Below are 22,383 nucleotides of genomic sequence, written 5' to 3'. Positions count from 1 at the left end.
GGTACGGCCGGGCGGACTTCCATGGAGCAGAATTAGCTGATGATTGATTTCCCGCCGGAGCTGGAAATGCGGCTCACAAGGAACCCTGTGATTGCTTCGGTTTTCGGGGCGCACTCGATACCAGGATTCGTCAGCTCCGAATGCAGAATCTGCATTCTGGCGCACCTGGAACTGCACGAGCTGGACGGCGCACTCAAAGTGTTGGACAGGGCGGGAAAGTTCACATTCGTCAATATGGACGCCTGTGCCGGCCTCGGGCAGGACAAAGGTGCCCTCGAATACTTGAAGAAGATCGGTACACGCGGTGTGGTGAGTACCCGGACGGCCATGATCCAGCGGGCGAATGCCATGGGCATGGTGACCATGCAGAAGGTATTCGTGACGGACCGGTCCAACCTGCCCCGCAGCACCGCGGCCATCGAACAGAGCAGACCGCATCTGGTGCAACTTATGCCATGGCCCGTTGTGTCCCATCTCTCCCAGGGCGAGCTGAAGGGCTTGTCTCCGTTTGTGGCCGCCGGGTTTGTCGCGACGGCGGCAGACGTGGCCAAAGCGCTCCAGGAAGGTGCCAAGGGGATATCCACCAGCGCCGCAGAGCTGTGGGACCTCGCGGTTCGATAAACCGAAATCTCAACCACCAAGAACAAAGGAACGTGAGCATGGCCGGGACTTATTTTCAGGTAATCGCGCACTACCACGTAAGGAATGGCGAAGAGGATGTCGTTGCCGGCTTCCTCAATGAGCTCGCCGCTGCCAGCAGGACCGAGGCGGCCAACTTGTCCTACGACTATTTTCGGAGCCTGGAAGACCCGGGTCACTTCGTGATCCTTGAGCGGTACACAGATGAGGCCGGGTTTGCCGCGCACCGGGAGTCAGCCCACTTCGAACGTATCGGCTTCCAGCAGATCATCCCCAGGTTGGAACACCGCCGCGTTGAAAGCTATGAAGGAGTGGACGTTGCTTAGCGCGGTCCTTTACAGCGCCGGGGCCGGGCGCCCCTACGCGAACAGCAACCCGCTCGCACTTGAGGACCTGCCAGTGCCGGAACCACGCAGGGGCGAAGTTCTGATCAGGATCGAGCGCGCCAGCCTTTGCCATTCTGATCTGTCTGTTGTTGACGGATCCCGTGAGAGGCCGCTGCCCATGGTGCTCGGGCACGAGGCGGCGGGAACCGTGATCGAGGTTGGTCCGGGCGTGGGCGACCTCGCGCCGGGGGACCGTGTGGTGGTGGTGTTCGTACCAAGTTGCGGGACATGCCGGTCCTGCGCTGCAGGAAGGCCTGCGTTGTGTCACCGCGCCGCCGAGGCCAATGGGAGCGGTGACTTGCTGAACGGAGAGGCCGCGCTGAGAACTGCGGACGGCAGGCGGATCAATCACCATTTGGGAGTTTCAGCGTTTTCCGAGTACGCGGTCGTGGCCCGTGAATCCTTGGTAGCCGTGGATTCCGATGTCCCTTGGGACGTTGCCGCGATGTTCGGCTGCGCAGCGCTCACCGGGATGGGTGCGGTACTGAACACTGGAGCCCTCCAACCGGGACAATCCGTTGTGGTCTTCGGTCTCGGCGCGGTGGGTTTGATGTCCGTCATGGCCGCCGCCCAAGTGCCTGGCACCACCGTTATCGCCATCGATCCACTCGAGGAAAAGCAGCAGTTGGCATTACAGTGTGGTGCCGATTTCGTCGGCTCCCCGGAATCAGCCCCGGCTCTGGTTACGGCGCATACCGGACAAGGCGTGGATCTGGCCGTCGAGGCCGTTGGCAGTGCACGCGTCATGGAAGCTTGCCTCGGCCTCCTGGACCGCGGAGGTGCCCTTGTGTCCGTGGGGCTTCCTCACCCGGACCAGCAACTGAACATCCAGGCGCTGCAGTTCGCGGGCAGGGGTATTCGGCTCCTGGGATCCTACATGGGGGACTCAGTCCCTGAGAGGGACGTTCCCGCGTACCTGCAGCTCTGGCGCGACGGCAAGCTTCCATTGGAGCTTCTGCACACCGATACCAAACCACTGGCAGAAATCAACGCAGGCCTCGATGCCCTCGCCGACGGGCGCGTGGTGCGCAGGCTCTTCGTCCCGGGCGGCTGATGTCCCGTCCGGATCGAGCAGTTTCGAAGAAGCCATCGCCGGGGGCCGAGCCATAGCGTTTTGAGTATCGGAAACATCCACGGCAACTGAGGAGATGGGTCACATGGCAGGGACTACAACCACTGGCAAGGACAAGTCCTACGACGGCTTCACCGAGGACGAGCGCGCCGCCATGAAGGAGCGGGCGCAGGAGCTGAAGAAACGCCCGCGTACAAAATCAAGCGCCGCTGACGGCGAGGCCGATGTGTTGGCCAAAATCGCGGAGATGCCTGAATCCGACAAGGCAATGGCTGAACGACTGCACGCAATCGTGAAGGAACAGGCCCCGGAGTTGACCCCGAAGACCTGGTACGGGATGCCTGCGTACGCCAAGGACGGGAAGAACATCGTCTTTTTCAAGAGCGCAGACAAGTTCAAATCCAGGTATGCAACGCTCGGGTTCGAGGAGAACGCCATGCTCGATGACGGGGCGATGTGGCCCACCTCCTTTGCCCTCACGGAAATCACGCCGGACGTGGAAGCCAGGATTGTTGAGCTCATCAATAGGGCACTCGGCTAGCGGACCAGGTGCCGATGACGTTGACCAGCTAGTAGGTAGGGTCCGGGTTCGGGTGTGGCGGAACCGGGCCGGGGTCAGGCACTGGTGTTGGGCCCGGCGTTGGGTTGGGGTCCGGTATGGGACTCGGAGGAAACGGCGTGGTGGGATCCGGCGGCGGTGGAACAGGGCCCGGGTCCGGTGGGAACGGCTCTGGCTCATGGGTTGGGGGCAGTGTCATGATCTCTCCTTTGCGTACTGATGCATGGTGCTCCGGGTAGATAACAGCAGCCTAGGCACGGGCACGCTGATGCGCCACCACCTTGCGGGCACTTTCCGATTTTAGGTCATATGACCTAAAATCGGATCATGAATGATCTACTCAAGCTCGATGTCGCAGGTCCTGTGCTGGTTGTCGGCGGTTACGGAACGGTTGGCGCCGCACTCACGCGCCACGCCTCAGCCCTCTGGCCCTTGCTCCTGACGGGCAGGAATCCCGACCGCGCGGCACACCTGACCAATGAAAACGTCCGTGCGCAAAAATGGGACCTAAGCCAGCCCGAACCCTTCGATGCCCAAGTCAGGGCAGTCATCAGCACTGTCAACGACCCCGAGGACAGGGTGCTCCGGGCAGCAGTCAACGCTGGCATTCCATACGTCGATGTCACCCGTTGGACCAGCCGGGTCACCCGGGCCATCACGCTTGCCGCTTTGTTGAAGCCGACGGCGCCCGTGCTTTTGAGCTCGGGATGGATGGGTGGCGTCACCAGCACGGTGGCCGCAGCCCTCGCGCAGGAGGTGGGTGCAGTTGCCGACGTGGACATCTCCATCAGATACGACGTCAATGACAAAGCGGGAGCGGATTCCGTCGACTTCATGGACCGGCTGGGGCTGGACTTCGAGGCACGAAAAGGCGGCAAGGCCGCCGTCGTACGTCCTTTAACTGACACCCGCTGGGTGGATATCGCCGGGCACCGCACCAAAGTTGCCCGCCTCGACACCCCCGAGCAATTCACGCTGCCGCTCACTTTGGGAGCAGGTTCGGTGGCCACGCGGATCGGGTTCAGTTCCAATACGTCGACGACGGCGTTGCTCGCCGCGCGTGCGCTGGGACTGTTCCGCTGGGGGAGCGGAGAGAAATGGGCGCCGTTGCGTCGGTCGCTTCTTTACTCGCCCGGATCGGGCGGGACAGCCCATATTCGCGTGGATGTGCGTGGCTCCGGCGGCACCAGAACCGCAGTGATTTCCGATCCGCTGGGCCAGGCGCATCTCACAGCGGTGGGTGGGCTCCTTGGGCTCCACGAGGTCCTTCGCGAAGAAGCCCATCCCGGCGTTTCCTTCCCGGAATCCTCGCCGGAACCTGCGGAGCAGCTCGCCAAACTCGAGTCATATGGTGTGACAATATTGAGGTCATGACCGAAAGCAAGGGTGCGCTGCGGAAGGCGGCCCTCCTGGATGCTGCTGAAGAAGTACTGGTCACCAAAGGCAACGCAAACGCTGCCATGCGGGACTTCGCAGCCGCCGCCGGGGTGCGGATCGGTCACCTCCAGCATTACTTTCCCACCCGGGCGGACCTCATTCGCGCAGTCCTTGAGCGGGCCCTCGTGCGCTCGCTCCAGCGGCTCAACAACGTTACCGAGGTAGACCTTTCGCCAGGAGCGACCGGCCGGCTGGACTCGAGTGATTCCTACCGACTGCTGTCTGCATTGCTCCAGGAGCATTCGGACATGGCGGACATCAGGATGCACCTGGAGATCTGGGCACTTGCTGCCTCGGACGAGCCAGCTGCCAGTGCCCTGCGGGGATTCTATTCGCAATATGCCGCGCACGTTCGGGGCCTGGTCCAGAGAGGCCGGCCGGGGCTTTCGCAGCAGGAAGCCAGCGCCGTGGCGGCCACGGTTGTGAGCTTGTTCGAGGGCGCAGCCGTCACACGTTCAGACATTGCGGGCCTGCGAACGGTGCAGGGCGACGAGGCAATTATCCGCACTGCACAGTGGCTGATTCACGAACACTAGTGGGTGATTTACGAACGCTAACGGTTGATTCACGAACACCAGCGGCAGGGTTTGCCCAGTGCGCCAGGAGGGCAAAACCCAGGTCCGCGAACAGTCTCAAAAAAGTTTGTACTTCTGCGTAACCCTTTGGCATGCCCTGACGATTACGACTTTGAAAGGGCCGAGCTGGAATTTGTCCCCCATCATCTTCCAGCTCGGCTCTTCCATGCCCGGGAATTTTACCGGCCAGTAGGTTCCTCCTTTAGTAGGCCGGGCAGAGCAGTTACCCTTGGTGGAGTCATCCGTGGTGAAAGGCGGATGACCTGGCTCCCAGCCGGACCAGCCGCCGATCGAAAGTCCGAATTCTGTGACCGACGCATTGACCGACGAAGCGCTCCAAGCACTCCAAGGCAATAACGCGGAACTGTTCAGCGTCGTTTACCAGTCGTACGCGGGCCAGGTTCTCGGGTACTTGACGGCCAAAGGCGTCGCGGATCCGGAAGCAACCACACAGGATGTCTTCCTGGCGGTCCTGCCCCGGTTGGATGCGATCAGCGGGGGCGTGAATGGCCTGAGAACCTTTATCTTCTCCGTTGCCCACGCCCGTATGGTCGATGAGCATCGGAAGGAAAGCCGGGCACCTGACCAGCATGAGTTCGAACCCGAGCGGGATGGGCGCGAATCAAGCTCTGCAGAGACCGAAGCCATGCTCCGCCTGGCGCCCTACGAGGTGATGGGGCTTCTGGAAAATCTGGGCGACGAGCAGCGGGAGGTACTGACCCTGCGCATCGTCGCCGGCCTTACCGTGGACCAGGTGGCCGGAATCATGGGGAAATCTGCCGGCGCAGTGAAGCAACTGCAACGGCGGGCAGTTATTGCACTCCGTGAGCATTCGGCAGTAAAGGAATACGTGTCGCCATGACATTCAAGGATCTGGAACGCGAACAGATCGTGGACGAGCTCCTGCTCGACGCCGATCTTGTGGAAGCATCGGACGTTCGGCAGGCGCTTCTCGCCATGGGCCGCTTCGCAGACGCAGCGGCCCCTGCGCCCAGCGCGGAACTCGCAGCCATGCTGGCTGGACCACACGACGAGGTGGCCAAGCGCCGTTGGCGGCATAAGCACCGGACTGCAGTTGTGGGGGTCGCCGTGGTGGCGGCGATGGGCCTCGGCGTCAGCGGTGTTGCCGCGGCGAGTTCCGGATTTACCCGGAGCCCATCCTTCGAGGTGCTCGTGGAAGGCCTCGTGCCTCAGAGGGCCGCTGCGGCCCCCGTTGTACTGGTACCCGATGCACCCAAGGTCAGCACTGCGCCTGCCCCGTCGGCAGACCCCGCGACAATCCCGCAGCTGCCGCAGCTTTCCCAACCGGACCAGACCACCAAGCCCACTCCGGCTGCCGCGGCGACCCTCCCAGGGCAAATGCCGGTGCCGGCTGCCCCACAACCGGTGGAGCAAACGCCAGTGCGCACCCCCGCCGTCGTCCCGGCAGTACCAGCAGCACCAGCAGCTCCGCCAGTCCCAGGCCCCAAGCTGCAGCCCGGCCCAGTTGTCCCCGGCAACCAGCCGAGCAACGCCATTCCCTCACTTTCCGATCAGCGGCCCCCGGAGCAGCTCAAGGCTGCGGCGGAAAAGCTGAAGCAGCTGAAGAAACCGGTGGAACGACAGGGGGCCGGCAAGGCTCCCGCCGTGATTCCCAACATGGGGCGGCAGTAGGCTTGGTCCATGATGCACGTCAACGATCCCGCCGTCGTCGAGCGGTTGATGCGGACAAAAGGTACGTGGGCCATCGTTGGCCTCAGCAACAATGAGTGGCGTTCTGCCTACGATGTTTCGCTGTATGTCCGGGACAAGATGGGCATGGAGATCATCCCGGTCAACCTCAAGGGCGAGGACGTGCACGGCGAGAAGGGGTACAAGAGCCTGGCGGACATTCCCGCGGAAAAGCACCCCATCGATGTCGTGGATTGCTTCGTCAATTCCGAGCGCGTGGGCGCGGTCATCGACCAGGCGATTGCCGTAGGCGCCAAGGCTGTCTGGCTCCAGCTGGGCGTATTTGACGACGACGCCACGCAGCGCGCCCGGGATGCGGGCCTGGACGTCGTGGTGAACTCGTGCCCGGCCCGTGAAGGCTGGCATTACGGCCCTTAATCTGCCGTTGTGTTTCTTCTGCTAGATTGCTGCTGACTCATCTCTCTAGCCCCGGGGGAAAGCCATGTTTGGCGACCGCTCTGCAATGCCATTTTCCATTTCCAGTAGACGGACCGCCTTAGGTATTTTCGGCGCTTCCATAGTGGCTGGCCTGACTGCGTGCACTGCCGCCGAAGGGGCAGAAAGTTCGACGCCGGAGCTGACGCCCACGGACGCGGCAGAGCCGACCGCTACGCCGACGCCCACACCAACGCCTGCTGCAACCAAGCGGATCCGTCGCACCTTCATCCCGGACTTCCAGTTGCCGCCCATCGTGGGTGGCCTCGCGCCGGTCATCACCAAAATTCCCACCAAACACCCGGTGGTTTTCCTGACGATCGATGACGGCAACATCAAGACTCCGGAATCGGTCAAGCTCATGGCCGAGTACGATTACCCGGCATCCCTGTTCCTGACCAGGGACACCATTGCAGAGAATCCGGCGTTCTTCACAGCGTTCAAGGCACAGGGCAGCCTGGTGGAAAACCACACCGTGACCCACAACATCAACATGGTGCGGCAATGGGGATACCAGCAGCAGCTCAACGACATGGTGGGGATGCAGGAGTATGCCCTCCAGCAATACGGTCGCCGGCCTACGCTCTTCCGTCCGCCTGGCGGGGCGTACTCGAACGTGATGCGGCAGGCTGTCGCCGCTGCCGGAATGAAAGCGATCATTACCTGGGAAGCCAAGGCCAACGCGGGCAAAATGGACTACCAGGTGGGCAACTCACTGCGGCCGGGTGACATTGTGCTCATGCATTTCCGGGCGGAGTTCGCTGCGGATCTTGCAGCTTTTCGGGCAGCCCAGCTCGCGGCGGGGCTGGAAGTTGTCCTGCTGGAGGATTTCCTGGGCGTGGCGTAGGCGTGCCGGGACCGATCACAAGACAGTAGGCTCGCTCCATGGACGTTTCCCAGCTCCGTGAGATCTGCCTTGGCTTTCCGGGCGCCTTCGAGGACTTTCCGTTCGGGCCGGAGACGTCCGTGTTCAAGGTTCGAGCCGCCGTCGCCGGCGGTGCCAGGCACGAGGCCAAGATGTTCGCACTGTCCTCCATGGACCCTGACAACTGGTCCGTGAGCTTGAAGTGCGAGCCCGCGCTGGCCGAGCAACTGCGGGCCGCCCACCCGGAGATCACCGGAGCCTGGCACATGAACAAGACCCACTGGAACGGTATCCGGCTGGACGGTGCCCTGCCTGATGGCATGGTCCGGGACATGGTGGAGGACTCTTATGACCTTGTGGTGGCCACGCTGAGCCGCAAGCAACAGGAGCAACTTGGCTGGGCCCGGCTGGCGCGTCCACAGGGCGGCTAACACACCTGCGGAACCCCTCCCCACGGCGCTGACATGGGACTAGATTGATACTGCATACCTAAGGACCTCAGCCAGCAGGCTGGTCAGGAGCGGTTTGATGCTGGATCAGAGAACACAGGACCATCTGTGGAACTTCCCACGAGCGCGCTGAGCAGGCAAACCGATGCGCAGACTCCCCGAATGTGCCTCCGTTCTTCAGGATGAGCGAACCCAGCGATGGGTGATTGCTTTGCGCGCTGGCGCAGGAGTGTTTCTGAGAGGTAAAAACGGGCTCACAGGGGCCGTGACGGACTTCCGAATCACCGGAAAAGCCGCGGAAATACAGGGAACCAGGCATCAAAACCGGTGTCCTCGTGTGGTGATCACGTCCTGCGGAAAGGCTCTCGCGGAGGGCCCGTGAAAAGATCACACTTTGACAAATGTTGATCGAAACTGCGGAGAAATATTGATTTTCGATCACTCGTGGTGAAGTATGTCACACGAAGGTTGGTGCTGCCAGAGCGTCAGCCCAGACTGTCCGACTGGACGGCCCTAGCCGCCGGAGTCGGCCTTACGAGTCACAAAAGGGGTATTGAAATGACCATTCAGCACCAGTCCGTCGGTCGCCGTGGATTCCTGCGCGGAGCACTCGCAGCAGCCGTACTCGTGCCCATGGGGGGAACCATTGCATCCTGCGCCGCAGGTGGAGGCAGCACCAACACCGGCCCCACCGGCACCGTCTCCGACACCAACCCGTTCGGTATGGCAGACAAGGCCACCCTGGACGCCGTGATCTTCAAGGGCGGCTACGGCATTGACTACGTAGATTTCGCCGGCAAGATCTTTGAGAAGACGCACTCGGGCTCCACCGCCAAGATCGCCCCGTCCACTGACATCGCCCAGGAACTCCAGCCCCGTTTCGTCGGCGGCAACCCGCCGGACCTGATCGACAACTCCGGCGCGAAGGCCATCGGCTTCAGCACCATCCTGGCCCAGCTCGAGGACCTCACCCCCGTGGTGGAGGCCAAGAACCTTGAGGGCAAGGTCATCAAGGACACGCTGTACACGGGTGTGCTGGCCCCGGGCACTTTCGATGGCAAGCTCGCAGCCCTGAACTATGTGCTCACCGTCTACGCCGTCTGGTACTCCGACTCCCTGCTCAAGGAAAACGGCTGGACCGTTCCCAAGACCTGGGACGAGATGTACGCGCTGGGCGAGCAGGCGAAGGCCAAGGGCAAGTACTTGTTCGTGTGGGGCAAGGAAGCCGCCACGTACTACCAGGAACTCGCCATCGCATCCGCCATCAAGGAAGGCGGGGACGAGGTCCGCCTCGCGCTGGAAAACCTCAAGGAAGGTTGCTGGTCGCACCCGGCCATCCAGTCCGTTTTCGCCGCGCTGGACAAGATCGTGAAGGCCGGCTTCTTCAAGCCGGGCGGCTCGGGTACGCAGTTCACCGCTGCTCAGGCGCAGTGGAGCAACGCGCAGGAAGCCGTGTTCTACCCGTCCGGTTCGTGGATCGAAAACGAGATGAAGGACCAGACCAAGGCAGGCTTCAACATGATGGGTGCTCCGGCCCCGTCGGTCAGTGCCAGCCCCAAGATGCCGTACACCGCCCTGCACAGCGCCGCCGGCGAGCCTTACGTCGTCCCGTCCCAGGGCAAGAACGCCGCGGGCGGCAAGGAAATGCTCCGCATCATGCTTTCAAAGGAAGCTGCCACCAACTTCGCCAAGACCAAGCTGGCTCCAACCATTGTCAAGGACACGGTTCCGGCCGATGGCTTCGGTTCCACGGCCCTTGTTTCCCAGACCAAGATGCTGGGCGACGCCGGCGACAAGATCTACACCTGGAACTTCATTGACCTGTATGGAACAAACAAGGACCAGCTGGTTGTCTGGAACACCTTCCTGGACGGCAAGTCGGACGTCGCAACCCTGACCTCCGCCCTCCAGAACATCACCGACAAGGTCCGCAACGACAGCTCGGTCAAGAAGATCGAAGTGAAGTGACCGTAGTGAAAACAAAGCAGAGCCGGAACGACGACGGCCTGGCCGCCGTCGTTCCGGCCATGGCCCCGCCGCAGCTGGTCAAGAGGCGGCGGAAGCCGCTGACATGGGACAAAGTGAGTTTCTTCGCCGTGTTCCTCGGACTGCCGCTGGCGATCTACCTGCTGTTCGTGATCTGGCCCTTCATCCAGGCGTTTGGCTACTCGCTGACGGACTGGTCGGGCTTCTCGCCCACGCAGAACTTCATTGGCCTCCAGAACTACACCAAGATCTTCACGGACGACATCTTCATGAAGGCCATGGGGAACAACATCCTCCTGGTCATCTTCCTTCCGATCATCACCATCATCCTGAGCCTGGTTCTCGCGTCACTGGTGACGGTGGGTGGAAGCAGCAAGGGCCAGATCAAGGGTCTTCGGAATTCGAGTTTCTACCGCGTTGTGTCGTTCTTCCCGTACACAATCCCGGCCATCGCCATCGGCATCATGTGGGGGCAGATCTACGATCCCTCCGGCGGCCTGCTGAACGGCATCCTCACCGGACTGGGCCTGGACCAGTTCAAGGACTTCGCCTGGTTGGGTGACAAGAACACGGCCATGATTGCCACCATGTTCGTGATCGTGTGGGGCTTCGTCGGCTTCTACATGGTGTTGTTCGTGGCCGGCATCAAGGGCATTCCCGCTGAACTGTTCGAGGCCGCGAGGATCGACGGCGCCGGACGGTTCCGCACCGCTGTATCCATCACCATTCCGTTGATCCGCGACAACATCCAGACCGCCTACATCTACATGGGCATCCTGGCCTTGGATGCCTTTGTCTACATGGCGGCATTGAACTCGGGCGGTGGTCCTGACAACTCCACGCTGGTCATGGCGCAGCAGTTGTTCTTCACTGCCTTCAGCAAGGGACAGTTCGGCCTCGCCAGTGCAATGGGCGTGGTGTTGGCCATTGCGACGCTGATCTTCTCCGGCTTGGTTTTCCTGGTCAACCGGCTCACCGGCGGCGATAAGGATGTGAGCCTCTAATGATCACAAAAGTCTCTACTCCCGAAATGAAGTCCCTGCACTTCCAGCCGCGGACTCCGGCAACATCCACTGGCGACAAAGTGGTGGGAGCGGTGTCGCACACCGCCCTGACCATCTGGACGCTCATCGTGATCCTTCCGCTCCTTTGGACGGTCATGTCGTCCTTCAAGACGTCCAGCGAGATCTTTGCCTCGCCATTCGCCTTGCCGTCCCAGTGGAACCTGGACAACTACATCAAGGCGTGGAGCGAGGCAGGCATCGGATCCGCCTTCCTTAACTCCGTGCTGGTTGTGGCTGTGGCCTTGGTGATCGTCATGGTCCTCGGTGCCATGTGTGCCTACGTGCTTGCCCGGTACACCTTTCCCGGCAGCAGGGCCATCTACTACCTGATGCTTGCCGGCCTGACGTTCCCGATCTTCCTTGCCATGGTGCCGCTGTTCTTCGTCCTGAAGAACATGGGACTGCTGAACACATTGCCAGGGCTGATTCTGGTGTACGTCGGCTTTGCCCTGCCGTTTACCGTGTTCTTCCTCTTTTCCTTCTTCAAGTCACTGCCGCACGAGATCACCGAAGCGGCCGCCCTTGATGGTGCAGGGGAGTGGCGGACGTTCTTCCAGGTCATGCTGCCGATGGCCAAGCCTGGCCTCGCCTCGGTTGCCATCTTCAACTTCCTGGGCCTGTGGAACCAGTTCCTGATTCCGGTGTCCATCAACGCCGCCGGTCCGCGCGTCTTGTCCCAGGAGCTTGCAGCTTTCGCGGGCCAGATGGGGTACGCGGTGGACTTCGGGGCGCTGTTTGCCGCGGTGACGGTCACGGTTGTTCCCGTGCTGATCGTCTACATCATCTTCCAGCGCCAGCTGCAGGGTTCCGTCTCGCAAGGCACCTCAAAGTAGTACGACTGCGCTAAAAACAGCGCTCGACGGCGGTCCGCACCCAAGGCGCGGGCCGCCGTCGGGCGTTGGCGTAGCATTGCCTGATGTTTGAACCATGCCTGCTGGGCAACGATGTCACCATGCGTTTACTGCGTCCCTCCGATGCGCCTGCCCTCGCGGCTGCGTACGTGCGCAATCGTGATTACCTGGCGTCCTGGGAGCCTGTGCGTTCGGAAGAGTACTTCACGGAGGAGTGGCAGGCCGCTGACATTGCCAAGCGCCTGGCCGCACATGAGGCCGGTGAGCAGTATCCGATGGCTTTGATTGCCGGGGACGAACTGGTGGGCCGGTTCAACCTGGCGGGAGTGGTCCGCGGCCCCTTCCAGAGCGCGGGTTTGGGCTACTGGGTGGACAAGGACCAGGCGGGCAAGGGCCTGGCGTCAGCCGCGGTTGCCGTGATCGTGGACAAAGCCCGGAGCGGGCTGGGGCTCCACCGGCTGGAAGCCGGGACCCTGCTGCACAATATTGCTTCCCAGCGTGTGCTGCTTAAGGCCGGCTTCCGGAAGATCGGGATGGCACCGAACTACCTGCAGATCGCCGGAAAATGGCAGGACCACAACTTGTACCAGGTCATCCTGCACGACTAAGCATCCTTAGCTTTCTGACAGGATGGAATGGAACCGATAGTGCAACGAAAGGCAACAGCCGTGATTTTTATTGTGGTCAAGTTCAACGTCAAGCCCGACTGGTCCGATCGCTGGCTGGACCTCGTGGCCGACTTCACCGAGGCCACCCGCGCGGAGCCGGGGAACCTGTGGTTCGATTGGTCGCGCAGTGTGGACAACCCGAACGAATTCGTCCTGGTGGAGGCATTCCAGGACGATGCCGCCGAGGCCCACGTGAACAGCGACCACTTCAAGAAGGCAATGGCGGACATGCCGCAGGCCCTCGCCGAGACGCCGCAGATCATCAGCCGCCAGATCGAAGGCAGTGGCTGGGACCGCATGGGTGAGCTGACCATCGCCTCCTGAAAAGCAACGCGGGGTCACTTATGGCCCATCCCAAGGGGATTTATGGGCCATAAGTGACCCCGCGTTGCTTCTAGTCTTCGCTGTGCAGTTCCCGCTGCCGTGCGCTGAGCAGCTCAAACTCAGGCCGGGCAGCCACGAACCGTTCAACGGCGTCGAGCATTTGCTGAAGGTGGGCGTGATCCGGCGCCACCAAAGCGGCACCGATCAAGGCGCGGCGGTGTTGGTCCTGAAGGCCGGTCTCGGCCGCAGAAACCTCAAAGCGCCGCTTGAGTTCGGCCACCAGTGGCCTGATCAGCGAGCGCTTCTCCTTGAGGCTGTGAACATCGCCCAGCAGTACGTCGAATTCGATCCACCCGATCCACATAAACCCCATTCAACAGCAACGCGGGGTCACTTAAGGCCCATGTCAGGGGCGTTTATGGGCCAAAAGTGACCCCGCGTTGCTAGTGGTCTTGACGGAATCTTGAGCGAACGCAGCAAGGGGTCTTGAGTTCGGCCCGGCAGTGTCTATGAGGTTGGCCCAAAATGGCCCCTGACTCATCCGCTGCTAGTTACCAGGACTGACATCGTGACCCAAAACCCTGCCAGAGCCCGCGCCCGCTCCCGTATCGCAGACATTTTGTTCGCCTGCACCGCAACCCTGGCTGTTTCCGCCGTCGCCGCTCCGATGGCACACGCCGAACCCGGCAAAGGAGCGGTGGTCCGGCCATCGTCCAGTGTTTCGGCCATGGCAGGGCAGGTTGAGCAGACCGTGGTGGTTCCGGTGACGGCGGGCTTGGAACCCACGCGGGTCAAGGGGAGCATAGTGGTGGCCGGGAAACCCGAGGGAACGGTGCGCGCCACCGTCAACGGCAGGGTCATCCTTGAAGCGCAGGCGGCCACGACCGTTGCCTTGGACCAGGCAGTCAACAGTGCGGACGTGGTCAACCAGCAGCTCACTGTGGGTCTCCAATTCATTCCGGCCACGCAGACCATGTGCGTCATTTCCAACGCCACGGCCACCCTCAACAACCTGGCGGTCGACTTCTCCGGAACCGCAGAGGTTCCCACCACGGTGGGCGGGTTCTTCCCGGTGTCCGTGCCCGCCATCGTGCTTCCCGTCCCTGCGGATCCCGGCGCAGATGTGTCTGCGGCGATCATGGCGGCTTCTGCCGCGATGACCCACCGCTACCCGGACGCCCAAGTCAGCGTGGTCCCGGAGGGCAGCCTCAGCGCCACGACGGCAGGCCTTCCGGCCGGAAGCCGCGTTCTCAGCGTCGTGGGCGATCCCGGCGAAACCAGCACCAAGCTCGCCACCACGGCAGGGCTCCCGCAGCTCATCCTCAGCGGCCACGAGGAACAACTCCGTGCCGCTGCCCGTGCACTTGCCAGCGACAAGACCGCGCTCGCCGTGACCTCCTCCGTGACCGGGCTGACGGCCGCCTTGCCCGCTTCACCCGGACTGGCGCAAAGCCTCAAGGACCTCGGCAGCAGCACGCTGAAACTCTCCGGTTACGCTGCGCCGGAGTCCTACGTGGGTGTCACCCAGTCCCAGTTCGGCGGCCCCGTCCAAGGGGTCAAGGTCCAGCTGAAAGGGACCCACACGGCAGTCCCGGCCAACGCCCAGGCCCAGCTTTCGGTTTTTTGGAACGACTACCTGCTGAGTTCCAAAAACCTCGACGGCGGTGACAGCTTCTCGGTGGACGCCGAGGTACCTGCCGGGCAGCTTCAGGCCAACAACGGTCTCCGGATACGGCTCGCCGCCCTTCCTGCGGGCGGGGATTGCACCGGACCGGCCGGCGTCATGCCCATGGAGGTAACCGTGGACACCGAGGGCAGCACCTTGACGGCAGTCCGGGGTGGTTCCCTGAAAGCCGGGTTCGCGCGGTTCCCGCAAGCCCTGGGCCAAAGCCTTCCCGTGGCGTTCGGCGATGGCAACGCGCAGGCCAACACGGTCAACGCAGCCACGCTGGTAGCTTCACTGCAGCGGGAGAGCTCCACCCTGCTGGACACAAGAATGGTGGGCCTTGATGCCCTGGCCGGCTCCAGTGAGTCCGGGCTGGTGGTGGGCGCCACGGGCGAGGTGGCCAACAAGCTCTCAGCACCCCTGCGCTTGGCGGAGTTCCGCACCATCTCCCCGGACGACGTCGAATACGGGGTTGGTACTGCGGCTCCGTTTGCCGTCCTTGAGGCTTTCGAACAAGGCGGCCGCGATCTGCTGCTCCTCGGGGCGTGGGCGCCGGAAGGCGACACGGCTGCAGCTGCATTGCAGGCATCGCTGACCTCGCACATCAGTGGCGTCGAGGGTGGCTGGGCATCGCTGTCCCGGAACCTGCTGGTCACCCAGCCCTCGGGAACACCTGTCCTGTTGGAAAGCAACGTGGTGGTTCCGCAAAAGGCCGTTACCGACGACTACCGCCCCTATGCCTGGTGGATCGGTGCAGCAGTTCTGGTGCTGGGCCTCGCGTTCGCCGTGCGGACTGTCCTGGCGCGACGCCACGCCAAGGAAGCGCGGGCCTATGTGGAGGCCGAGGTGAAGGCAACAACGCCTGCGGAACATGGGAAGTAGCCTCGCCACAGGCTGGGCACGGCTCGGAGCACCCGTTGCTGGCCGGAAGGTGCCCGGCACGAGGATCGTGGCCGTGGTGGCGGCGTTGGTGGGATACCTCGCCTGCCTCTACACCATTGGCCACGGCAACAACCTGGACTACTCGGACGCCCAGAGCCACCTGACCATCGCCCGGCGCATCTTCGACAGCAAAGCGCCCGGCTTCGAGCAGCTCGGCACGGTGTGGCTACCCATGCCGCACCTTCTGCTGGCGCCTTTCGTGCTGAACATGTGGTTGTTCAGCACCGGCTGGGCTGCGGGGCTGCTGGGCATCCTCGCGTTGTCCGGCACGGTGACCGGGCTCTACCTGATCGCTGCGCGCCTCGGTCTGGGCAGGGCGGGCCGCCTCGCCACGACGCTGGTGGTCCTGGCCAACCCAGCGGTCCTTTACGTCTACACCACGGCGTTGACCGAGCCCGTGCTGATCATGTGCATCGTGGGCGGCATGGCGGGCCTGGCACATTGGGCCACCAGCCGCCGACGGATGAGTGCCGGCGAACTGGCAGTGTTCGCGGGGATCCCGTCCGCCGCAGCGGTCCTCTCCCGCTATGAGGGGTGGGCCCTGGTGATGACCGGGACGCTGTTCGTGCTGATCGTCTCCAAACGACGCACGGGCCAGTGGCGGGAGGCCCTCACCATGGCCGGCGGGTACGTGATGATCCCGGCCGCGGCGGTGCTGTGGTGGCTCTCCTACAACTGGGCCATCTATGGCAACCCGCTCGAGTTCATGTTCGGGCAGTACTCCGCTTACGCGCAGCAGAAAAACATCACCGACGGCGGCCTGTTGCCTACCAAGGGCAACCTCGGACTGACGCTGACGACTTTTCATTGGTCGCTGCTGGAGACAGCAGGCGTGGTGGTCCTCGCAGCGGCGGCGTGCGGCGCCGTCGTGCTTGTTTTCAGGCGCGGCTTCGCCAACAGCACCCTCCTGGTAGCGGTGACCGGCAGCGCGTATGCCTTTGCGCTGCTCAGCCTTTACCTGGGCCAGACAGCCATCAACAACGATCATTCCCTCCCCACCACCTGGTGGAACAACCGGTTCGCGCTGACGGCATTGCCGCTGGTGGCCATTCTGGTAGCCGTGTTCGTGCACGAACTGGCGCGCATCCGGCCGGCACTCCTGCGACCGTGGCTGATCGGCACCTTGCTGGCGGCGTTGGTGGCACAGAACGCGTGGTGGATCGGCGACCCCACGGGCAGGCTCGCCGTCCTGGCAGAAGGAAGGATGTCTGCCGAATCCACCACCAACTCCACCGCGGCCGCGCGGTGGCTGAACCAGCACTACGAATCAGGTGGAATCCTGATGGACGAGAGCGCGCGCGGAAACGCGGTGCTGCCGGTAATGGGGATACCGCTCAAGGAAATCTACAACAGGGCCTCCGGGGACTATTTCGCCCCCGCGCTGGATGATCCGGCGAAGTACGCCAAGTGGGTCTTCGTCAATGTCGAGGCCGGCACCGGGGCCAGGGACTCGGGTCCCACCGACCTGGTTTACCAGGCAATCATGAAAAGCCCTTCGTTTGGCGTGCGGTACTCCGTTGCCTTCTCTACGCCAACCCACCGGATTTATGAAAGGTCCTCTGATTCATGACCCCCACTTCCCTTGTCAAAGGGCATTACAACCGGCAGTCGATCGGGCAGACGCTGCTGGCCGCCGGACTGGTGACCGAGGAACAACTGCAGCGTGCTCTGGACCGGGCCGCGAGCGAAGGTGGTTTGCTGGGACGGCACTTGATCCTGGAAGCGGGCTTGGACCGTCGTCGAATATATGAAGTCCTGGCCCGGCAGTGGGACGCCCCGCTGGTGGACCTGGTGGCCGAGCCGGCAGACGACGAGCTGATGGAGCAACTCATCTTCAGCGAGCTCGGGGAACCGCAATGGTTGCCATGGCGGATGGAAGGCGGCGTCCTGACCGTGGCCACTGCTGTTGCTCCGTCGGGGCGGATCGCGGAGGAAGCGGCGGCGAAGTTCGGGGCCGCCGACGTCGAATTCCGCACCACCACGGACTGGGACATCAACCAGTCCATCCAGCGCTCCTTCCGCCGGCACCTCCTGTACGAATCCGCCGAACGCCTGGCTGAAGAGCGGCCCGGGGACTCCGCCCGGATAGCACTGACGCCGTGGCAGCGTTACCTCCCGGTGGTCCTGGCAGCGGCGATCATGCTTGGCTTCGTGATTTCCCCGCTGACGGTAATCATTGTTCTCCTGACCGCTGCCAACGTTATCTTCCTGATAAGCATTGGATTCAAGTCGCTGGCCAGTCTCAGGCGGCCCTTCGACCTACTGCACGAAGCAGCGAGGCTGCGGGCGCGGAACAAGGAGCGCAGGCAACGCGGCCTGTCGCCCGTCGCAGCTGAACGGATCCCCGACTCGGAGCTGCCTGTCTACACCATCCTGGTTCCCGTGTTCCGTGAAGCCAACATCATCGACAAACTGCTGACCAACCTCGGGCAGTTGGACTACCCCCGGTCCAAGCTGGATGTCCTTGTCCTCCTGGAAGAAGACGACGCCGAGACCATTGCCGCGGCCAAGGCCTCGAAGCCGCCGGAGTACGTCCGCATCCTCATCGTTCCCAGGGGCGAGCCGCAGACCAAGCCCAGGGCGTGCAACTACGGGTTGACGTTCGCGCGGGGTGAATACGTGGTCATCTACGACGCCGAGGACCGCCCCGATCCCGTCCAGCTGCGGGCCTCCATTGCAGCCTTCAGGCAGGATGAATTCGAGCGCCGGCACCTGAACCCGGGCCGTAAACCCCTCATCTGCGTCCAGGCAGCGCTGAACTACTTCAACGCGGACCAAAACGTTCTCACCCGCATGTTCACCATCGAGTACACGCACTGGTTCGATTCGATGCTCCCGGGCCTGGACAATTCAGGAATTCCGTTGCCCCTGGGCGGTACCTCCAACCACTTCGTTACCGCCCTGCTCAAGGAAGTTGGCGCGTGGGATCCCTGGAACGTTACGGAGGACGCGGACCTGGGACTCCGGGCGGCGGTGGACGGATACCGTGTTGGCGTCATCGACTCCACCACCTGGGAAGAGGCATGCTCCCAAGTTCCGGCGTGGATCAAGCAACGAACCCGCTGGATCAAGGGCTACATGATCACCTCAGCGGTGAATACCAGGAACTCCCTGCGGTACATGAAGAGCACGGGCGTGGCCGGAACCATTGGCTTCCTCGGCCTGATCCTCGGAACGCCGCTGGCTTTTCTGGCGTACCCGCTGGTGGTGGGATTCACGGTGGTGACGTACATCGGCTACGACATTGTGGGCCTGGTCCTGCCCGGATGGTTGCTGGCAGGAGGTGTGGTGTCCATGCTGTTCGGCAACGCCATGATGATCATCGTCTCCGGCGTGTCCACGCTCCGCAGGCACGGTTGGCGGATTGCGGTGTTCGCGTTGCTCAACCCTTTCTACTGGGTGCTGCATTCAGTGGCGGCCTGGCGCGCGGCCTGGCAGATGCTCACCAGCCCGCACAAGTGGGAGAAGACCCCGCACGGCCTGGAGGCGGAATACCACGACGACGGCCACTGGGTCGGGTGAGGAACCGCACCTGATCTTGAGCCAATCTTGAGCAAATGCCGCACAGAGGTTGAGTAAGCAGCGCCACACTGATTCCAAAGCCGAGGGATGACCAGCTGAGGGGGTTGGACAGGTGCTTGATTCGTTTTCGGTCAGAGTCGCTTTGGGCGTCGTCACAGTGACCCTCCTGGTGTTGTTCTGCACCTCCTTCCACCGCACGCGCTCGCCATATGCCGGCTGGTGGAGCGTGGCCTTGCTGGAGTTCATGGCAGGCAACGCAGCTTTCCTGCTCAACGGAAGCTCCCATCAGCAATGGGCCAATCCTGCCGGAAACGTCCTGGTTGTGGCTGGCGCGTTCAGCGTTTGGGCCGGAGCCCGCTCCCTGCGGGACCTCAAAACCGCACGCTGGCAACTGGTCGCAGGCCCGGCCGTCACCGCCGTTGCTTCTTTCCTTGAAGGCCCCGCAACCAACGTCTGGTCCGGAGGGTTTGTGTACCTGGCCATGATGACCGCCGGCATAGCCCTGGCTGCACGGGACCTTTGGCTGATCAAGGCTTCCCACTCCCAGGTCCACAAGGCGTTGTCACTGGCCGCCGGTCTCCTGGCTGCGTATTACCTGGGCCGCTGGACCGTCTATGCGGTGGAGGGCCCTGCCAGCGATACCTTCCGGACCTACTTTGGGCCGGGACCGTCCGGGCTGGTATCGCTGGTACTGCTGGTGACCGTGTCCTTCAGCATGACGGCCCTCACCAGTGACCAACTCATCAAGGGATTGAAGGAGCGCGCAGCCCGTGACCACCTGACGGGCCTGCTCAACCGGGGAACTTTCCTTGAACTGGCCACCACCGAACTCAACCGCCTGCAATCCACAGGGTCAGGCGCGGCCGTGGTGCTGGCGGACCTGGACCACTTCAAGGCAGTCAATGACGAATACGGGCACGGTGCCGGTGATGAGGCATTGAAGGCTTTCGCGGCTGCCTGCGCCGCGTCAGTAAGGTCAACGGACCTTATCGGCCGCTACGGCGGAGAGGAATTCGTCCTTTTCCTGCCGGGGGCCACGCAGGAGCGGGCGGAAAGCATCGCCGTCGAGATCAGCCGCCGGATGGCTGATATGCGCGCTCCGGACGATGTCCCGTTCCCGACCATCAGCTATGGAGTGACCTCCAGTGTCTCTTCCGGGATCGATCTGGACTTCATGATCGAGGTAGCTGACGCAGCGCTTTACAGTGCCAAGGCACAAGGAAGAAACCGGATTGTTGGAGCCGACCGCCTTGAGGCGGCCACTATTGCGGATGAGGCACGATCATGACCCTTAACGAACTGACCACCAGGATCCAGGTCCAGCACAACCAGGAGCTGTCCGTGTTCAGGCGGGACATCACCAGCGCCCCCTACAAAGCCGGGACAGCCACGTCCCTGAACGCCGACCGCCGCTCGGTCCGGATGGGCCCGGTCCAGTCGGTTGAGGACGGCAATGCGAACCTGACCATCGTGGCCGACGTCGAAGGCCTCGCCTGGTTCACCGCGGACAAGGGGCTCCTGGGCAGTTGCGTCACAGTGTCCATCGCCGGCCACCGGAGGAATACCGGCACGCGCGTACACCTTCCGCTGCTTGAATGCGACGCCTGGATCGAGGCCATCCTGGGCGGATCCTGGATCTCCCATGTCTACCGCATGGGAAACAAGGCAAAGCCCGATGGCCGGTTGGACATTGCCTCCTATCGCCTGTTCCTGGACGAGCACCGCAACCCCGTTCCCAAGCCCCAGGCCGTGGCCGACATGTCGCTGCGCAGCCTGGATGAATCGTGACCAGCACCAAGCCACGCAAGCTGGTCTCCACTGACGATGACCCCCGGATACGAAGCATGGAGCTGCAGGTCCGGGAACTCATGGAGGAACTCCATCACGTCCGCAACGAACAACACCGCGATTCCCTCACTGACGCCCTGACCGGCGTCGGCAACCGGCTCGCCTTGGCTGGTGCCTTCACGCAAGCCACGGATGCCGCGGCCGACGGCGCTGCCCCGCCTGCCCTGCTCCTGCTGAACCTGGACGGCTTCAAGGCCTTGAAGAACTCTGCAGGCCACGCCGCCGCGGACCAGGTCCTGGTTACGGTTGCCATGCGTATCCGCTCGGCAGTGCGGGAGAACGACGTCGTTACCCGCCTGGGCGGCGACGAATTCGCGGTGCTGATGACCGACACCCCCAAAAACCGGGCCACCGCCGTCGGGAACCGCATCCTGGCCGCGCTGGAACCCACCATCGACCTCGGCAACAACAGCGTCCAGTGCGGCGCGAGCATGGGCCTACGGATAGCCGGGCCGCAGCACACGTTGGAGGACCTGCTCCAGGAAGCCGATTTCGCCGTGGAGGAGTCCAGGAGCGAGGGCCGGCACAAGCTCAAGATGTTCGATCCCGTGACGCTGCACTCCCGCCAGCTCCAGCGCCGGATCGTGGGTGACCTCCGCGAAGGAATCCATTCCGGGCAATTGGTCCTTTATTACCAGCCGATCGTGGACCTCGCTACCGGGACTATCCAAGGATGCGAGGCGCTGGTCCGTTGGAAGCATCCGGTCCACGGGCTCATCATGCCGGACCAGTTCATCCCGGTGGCCGAAGCCACCGGGTTGATTGCTGAGTTGGGCCGGTGGGTGCTGCGGACGGCAGTGAGCCAACTGCGGCTGTGGCGCGACAACCCGGCCATTCCACAGGCTCTCTTTTCCATGCGCATCAACGTCTCGGCCGCCGACCTTCAAAGCCTGGAATTCGTCGATGACGTCCGCGATGTGCTCCTGGCGGAAGGTTTGTCCCCGGATTCGCTGGTCCTGGAGCTCACGGAGAGCGCCATCATCCACAACAACGAGCTGGACCGATACACACTGCTGAGCCTGCAAAGGCTGGGCGTGGGACTGGAAATCGACGACTTTGGTGCCGGCTATTCCTCGATGGGCTACCTGAGGAAACTCCCGGTGGACCGTGTGAAGGTGGACCGGCAGTTCGTGAAGGACCTGGGCACGGACCCCACGCAGCTGGACTTCCTGGCCGCAATCCAGCAAGTCATCCGGTCCTGCGGACTCGAAGGGGTCTGGGAGGGCATCGAGACGGCCCAGGAAGCCGAGCTGCTTCGAAGCATCGGCTGCACAAGTGGCCAGGGGTATTACTTTGGCCGGCCCTTGCCGGAGCCCGAGTTCACGGAGCAGTTGCAACGCCTGAAGACCTGGCCCGCTTAAACAAACAACGCGGGGTCACTTAAG

Annotated in this window: 23 protein-coding genes; 22 read left to right on the top strand and 1 reads right to left on the bottom strand. The window is 62.8% G+C overall.

The annotated features are described in order from the left end of the window. Nucleotides 1-39: 39 nt before the first annotated feature. The 16 genes from AB0N72_RS14170 to AB0N72_RS14095 all read left to right on the top strand — a co-directional run bounded on the left by AB0N72_RS14170 (nt 40) and on the right by AB0N72_RS14095 (nt 13,020). Nucleotides 40-621, top strand: coding sequence for a glycerol-3-phosphate responsive antiterminator (locus AB0N72_RS14170; protein ID WP_363931003.1), 582 nt, complete (start codon nt 40-42; stop codon nt 619-621). 38 nt (nt 622-659) lie between these two features. Continuing rightward, a complete protein-coding gene (locus tag AB0N72_RS14165; RefSeq protein WP_363931002.1) occupies nt 660-965 on the top strand; it encodes a putative quinol monooxygenase in 306 nt (101 codons plus the stop codon). Beyond that, entirely contained in the window at nt 958-2,079 is a 1,122-nt protein-coding gene (locus AB0N72_RS14160; protein WP_363931001.1) for an alcohol dehydrogenase catalytic domain-containing protein, read from the top strand. Before AB0N72_RS14165 ends, AB0N72_RS14160 begins: the two co-directional genes overlap by 8 nt. A 103-nt stretch (nt 2,080-2,182) precedes the next feature. Next, nucleotides 2,183-2,638 (top strand): DUF1801 domain-containing protein, encoded by a 456-nt coding sequence (locus AB0N72_RS14155; protein ID WP_363931000.1) that lies wholly within the window; start codon nt 2,183-2,185, stop codon nt 2,636-2,638. A gap of 345 nt (nt 2,639-2,983) precedes the next feature. After that, complete coding sequence (locus AB0N72_RS14150; RefSeq protein WP_363930999.1) at nt 2,984-4,030, top strand: saccharopine dehydrogenase; 1,047 nt, start codon at nt 2,984-2,986, stop codon at nt 4,028-4,030. Beyond that, a complete protein-coding gene (locus tag AB0N72_RS14145; protein ID WP_363930998.1) occupies nt 4,027-4,629 on the top strand; it encodes a TetR/AcrR family transcriptional regulator in 603 nt (200 codons plus the stop codon). Before AB0N72_RS14150 ends, AB0N72_RS14145 begins: the two co-directional genes overlap by 4 nt. Nucleotides 4,630-4,975: 346 nt before the next feature. Further along, on the top strand, nt 4,976-5,530 hold the full coding sequence (locus AB0N72_RS14140; protein WP_363930997.1) for a sigma-70 family RNA polymerase sigma factor: 555 nt from the start codon (nt 4,976-4,978) through the stop codon (nt 5,528-5,530). Next, the gene (locus tag AB0N72_RS14135) at nt 5,527-6,321 is read left to right on the top strand and encodes a hypothetical protein (protein ID WP_363930996.1); all 795 of its coding nucleotides are present in this window, start codon (nt 5,527-5,529) and stop codon (nt 6,319-6,321) included. Before AB0N72_RS14140 ends, AB0N72_RS14135 begins: the two co-directional genes overlap by 4 nt. A gap of 9 nt (nt 6,322-6,330) precedes the next feature. Next, nucleotides 6,331-6,756 carry a CoA-binding protein gene (locus AB0N72_RS14130; protein WP_363930995.1) on the top strand — a complete coding sequence of 142 codons (426 nt, stop codon included), beginning with the start codon at nt 6,331-6,333 and terminating at the stop codon, nt 6,754-6,756. 85 nt (nt 6,757-6,841) lie between these two features. After that, on the top strand, nt 6,842-7,660 hold the full coding sequence (locus AB0N72_RS14125; RefSeq protein ID WP_364081303.1) for a polysaccharide deacetylase family protein: 819 nt from the start codon (nt 6,842-6,844) through the stop codon (nt 7,658-7,660). Between the two features lie 38 nt (nt 7,661-7,698). Further along, the gene (locus AB0N72_RS14120) at nt 7,699-8,109 is read left to right on the top strand and encodes an MmcQ/YjbR family DNA-binding protein (RefSeq protein ID WP_363930993.1); all 411 of its coding nucleotides are present in this window, start codon (nt 7,699-7,701) and stop codon (nt 8,107-8,109) included. A gap of 576 nt (nt 8,110-8,685) precedes the next feature. Continuing rightward, entirely contained in the window at nt 8,686-10,095 is a 1,410-nt protein-coding gene (ngcE, locus tag AB0N72_RS14115) for an N-acetylglucosamine/diacetylchitobiose ABC transporter substrate-binding protein (RefSeq protein WP_363930992.1), read from the top strand. Next, entirely contained in the window at nt 10,092-11,117 is a 1,026-nt protein-coding gene (locus AB0N72_RS14110; RefSeq protein ID WP_363930991.1) for a sugar ABC transporter permease, read from the top strand. Before ngcE ends, AB0N72_RS14110 begins: the two co-directional genes overlap by 4 nt. Continuing rightward, nucleotides 11,117-12,010, top strand: coding sequence for a carbohydrate ABC transporter permease (locus tag AB0N72_RS14105; RefSeq protein WP_363930990.1), 894 nt, complete (start codon nt 11,117-11,119; stop codon nt 12,008-12,010). Before AB0N72_RS14110 ends, AB0N72_RS14105 begins: the two co-directional genes overlap by 1 nt. An 83-nt stretch (nt 12,011-12,093) precedes the next feature. Beyond that, nucleotides 12,094-12,636 (top strand): GNAT family protein, encoded by a 543-nt coding sequence (locus AB0N72_RS14100; protein ID WP_363930989.1) that lies wholly within the window; start codon nt 12,094-12,096, stop codon nt 12,634-12,636. Nucleotides 12,637-12,696: 60 nt separating this feature from the next. After that, nucleotides 12,697-13,020, top strand: coding sequence for a putative quinol monooxygenase (locus AB0N72_RS14095; protein WP_363930988.1), 324 nt, complete (start codon nt 12,697-12,699; stop codon nt 13,018-13,020). A 70-nt stretch (nt 13,021-13,090) separates the two neighbouring features. On the opposite strand, the gene AB0N72_RS14090 is transcribed toward AB0N72_RS14095, so the two are convergent. Continuing rightward, the gene (locus AB0N72_RS14090; RefSeq protein ID WP_363930987.1) at nt 13,091-13,384 is read right to left on the bottom strand and encodes a DUF503 domain-containing protein; all 294 of its coding nucleotides are present in this window, start codon (nt 13,382-13,384) and stop codon (nt 13,091-13,093) included. Between the two features lie 204 nt (nt 13,385-13,588). Between AB0N72_RS14090 and AB0N72_RS14085 the strand changes: the two genes are divergently transcribed. The 6 genes from AB0N72_RS14085 to AB0N72_RS14060 all read left to right on the top strand — a co-directional run bounded on the left by AB0N72_RS14085 (nt 13,589) and on the right by AB0N72_RS14060 (nt 22,359). Next, nucleotides 13,589-15,568 (top strand): cellulose biosynthesis cyclic di-GMP-binding regulatory protein BcsB, encoded by a 1,980-nt coding sequence (locus AB0N72_RS14085; RefSeq protein ID WP_363930986.1) that lies wholly within the window; start codon nt 13,589-13,591, stop codon nt 15,566-15,568. Further along, nucleotides 15,558-17,198, top strand: a complete 1,641-nt coding sequence (locus AB0N72_RS14080) for a hypothetical protein (protein ID WP_363930985.1) — start codon at nt 15,558-15,560, stop codon at nt 17,196-17,198. The genes AB0N72_RS14085 and AB0N72_RS14080 overlap by 11 nt, the downstream gene beginning before the upstream one ends. Beyond that, the gene (locus AB0N72_RS14075) at nt 17,195-19,150 is read left to right on the top strand and encodes a glycosyltransferase (protein WP_363930984.1); all 1,956 of its coding nucleotides are present in this window, start codon (nt 17,195-17,197) and stop codon (nt 19,148-19,150) included. The genes AB0N72_RS14080 and AB0N72_RS14075 overlap by 4 nt, the downstream gene beginning before the upstream one ends. A gap of 112 nt (nt 19,151-19,262) precedes the next feature. Next, complete coding sequence (locus AB0N72_RS14070) at nt 19,263-20,438, top strand: GGDEF domain-containing protein (protein ID WP_363930983.1); 1,176 nt, start codon at nt 19,263-19,265, stop codon at nt 20,436-20,438. Next, entirely contained in the window at nt 20,435-20,938 is a 504-nt protein-coding gene (locus tag AB0N72_RS14065) for a hypothetical protein (protein WP_363930982.1), read from the top strand. The genes AB0N72_RS14070 and AB0N72_RS14065 overlap by 4 nt, the downstream gene beginning before the upstream one ends. Then, nucleotides 20,935-22,359 (top strand): bifunctional diguanylate cyclase/phosphodiesterase, encoded by a 1,425-nt coding sequence (locus AB0N72_RS14060; protein WP_363930981.1) that lies wholly within the window; start codon nt 20,935-20,937, stop codon nt 22,357-22,359. The genes AB0N72_RS14065 and AB0N72_RS14060 overlap by 4 nt, the downstream gene beginning before the upstream one ends. The last annotated feature ends 24 nt before the right edge of the window (nt 22,360-22,383 follow it).

Source organism: Paenarthrobacter sp. NPDC089307 (assembly GCF_040685055.1).
GTDB lineage: Bacteria > Actinomycetota > Actinomycetes > Actinomycetales > Micrococcaceae > Arthrobacter.
This window is presented reverse-complemented; position numbering and strand designations above follow the sequence as displayed.

What these genes read in the sequence shown, in the direction of transcription:
- AB0N72_RS14170 (WP_363931003.1), top strand. Translation starts at nt 40, where the DNA reads ATGATTGATTTCCCGCCGGAGCTGGAAATGCGGCTCACAAGGAACCCT.
- AB0N72_RS14165 (WP_363931002.1), top strand. Translation starts at nt 660, where the DNA reads ATGGCCGGGACTTATTTTCAGGTAATCGCGCACTACCACGTAAGGAAT.
- AB0N72_RS14155 (WP_363931000.1), top strand. Translation starts at nt 2,183, where the DNA reads ATGGCAGGGACTACAACCACTGGCAAGGACAAGTCCTACGACGGCTTC.
- AB0N72_RS14150 (WP_363930999.1), top strand. Translation starts at nt 2,984, where the DNA reads ATGAATGATCTACTCAAGCTCGATGTCGCAGGTCCTGTGCTGGTTGTC.
- AB0N72_RS14145 (WP_363930998.1), top strand. Translation starts at nt 4,027, where the DNA reads ATGACCGAAAGCAAGGGTGCGCTGCGGAAGGCGGCCCTCCTGGATGCT.
- AB0N72_RS14135 (WP_363930996.1), top strand. Translation starts at nt 5,527, where the DNA reads ATGACATTCAAGGATCTGGAACGCGAACAGATCGTGGACGAGCTCCTG.
- AB0N72_RS14130 (WP_363930995.1), top strand. Translation starts at nt 6,331, where the DNA reads ATGATGCACGTCAACGATCCCGCCGTCGTCGAGCGGTTGATGCGGACA.
- AB0N72_RS14125 (WP_364081303.1), top strand. Translation starts at nt 6,842, where the DNA reads ATGCCATTTTCCATTTCCAGTAGACGGACCGCCTTAGGTATTTTCGGC.
- AB0N72_RS14120 (WP_363930993.1), top strand. Translation starts at nt 7,699, where the DNA reads ATGGACGTTTCCCAGCTCCGTGAGATCTGCCTTGGCTTTCCGGGCGCC.
- ngcE (WP_363930992.1), top strand. Translation starts at nt 8,686, where the DNA reads ATGACCATTCAGCACCAGTCCGTCGGTCGCCGTGGATTCCTGCGCGGA.
- AB0N72_RS14105 (WP_363930990.1), top strand. Translation starts at nt 11,117, where the DNA reads ATGATCACAAAAGTCTCTACTCCCGAAATGAAGTCCCTGCACTTCCAG.
- AB0N72_RS14100 (WP_363930989.1), top strand. Translation starts at nt 12,094, where the DNA reads ATGTTTGAACCATGCCTGCTGGGCAACGATGTCACCATGCGTTTACTG.
- AB0N72_RS14090 (WP_363930987.1), bottom strand. Translation starts at nt 13,384, where the DNA reads ATGTGGATCGGGTGGATCGAATTCGACGTACTGCTGGGCGATGTTCAC.
- AB0N72_RS14080 (WP_363930985.1), top strand. Translation starts at nt 15,558, where the DNA reads ATGGGAAGTAGCCTCGCCACAGGCTGGGCACGGCTCGGAGCACCCGTT.
- AB0N72_RS14075 (WP_363930984.1), top strand. Translation starts at nt 17,195, where the DNA reads ATGACCCCCACTTCCCTTGTCAAAGGGCATTACAACCGGCAGTCGATC.
- AB0N72_RS14065 (WP_363930982.1), top strand. Translation starts at nt 20,435, where the DNA reads ATGACCCTTAACGAACTGACCACCAGGATCCAGGTCCAGCACAACCAG.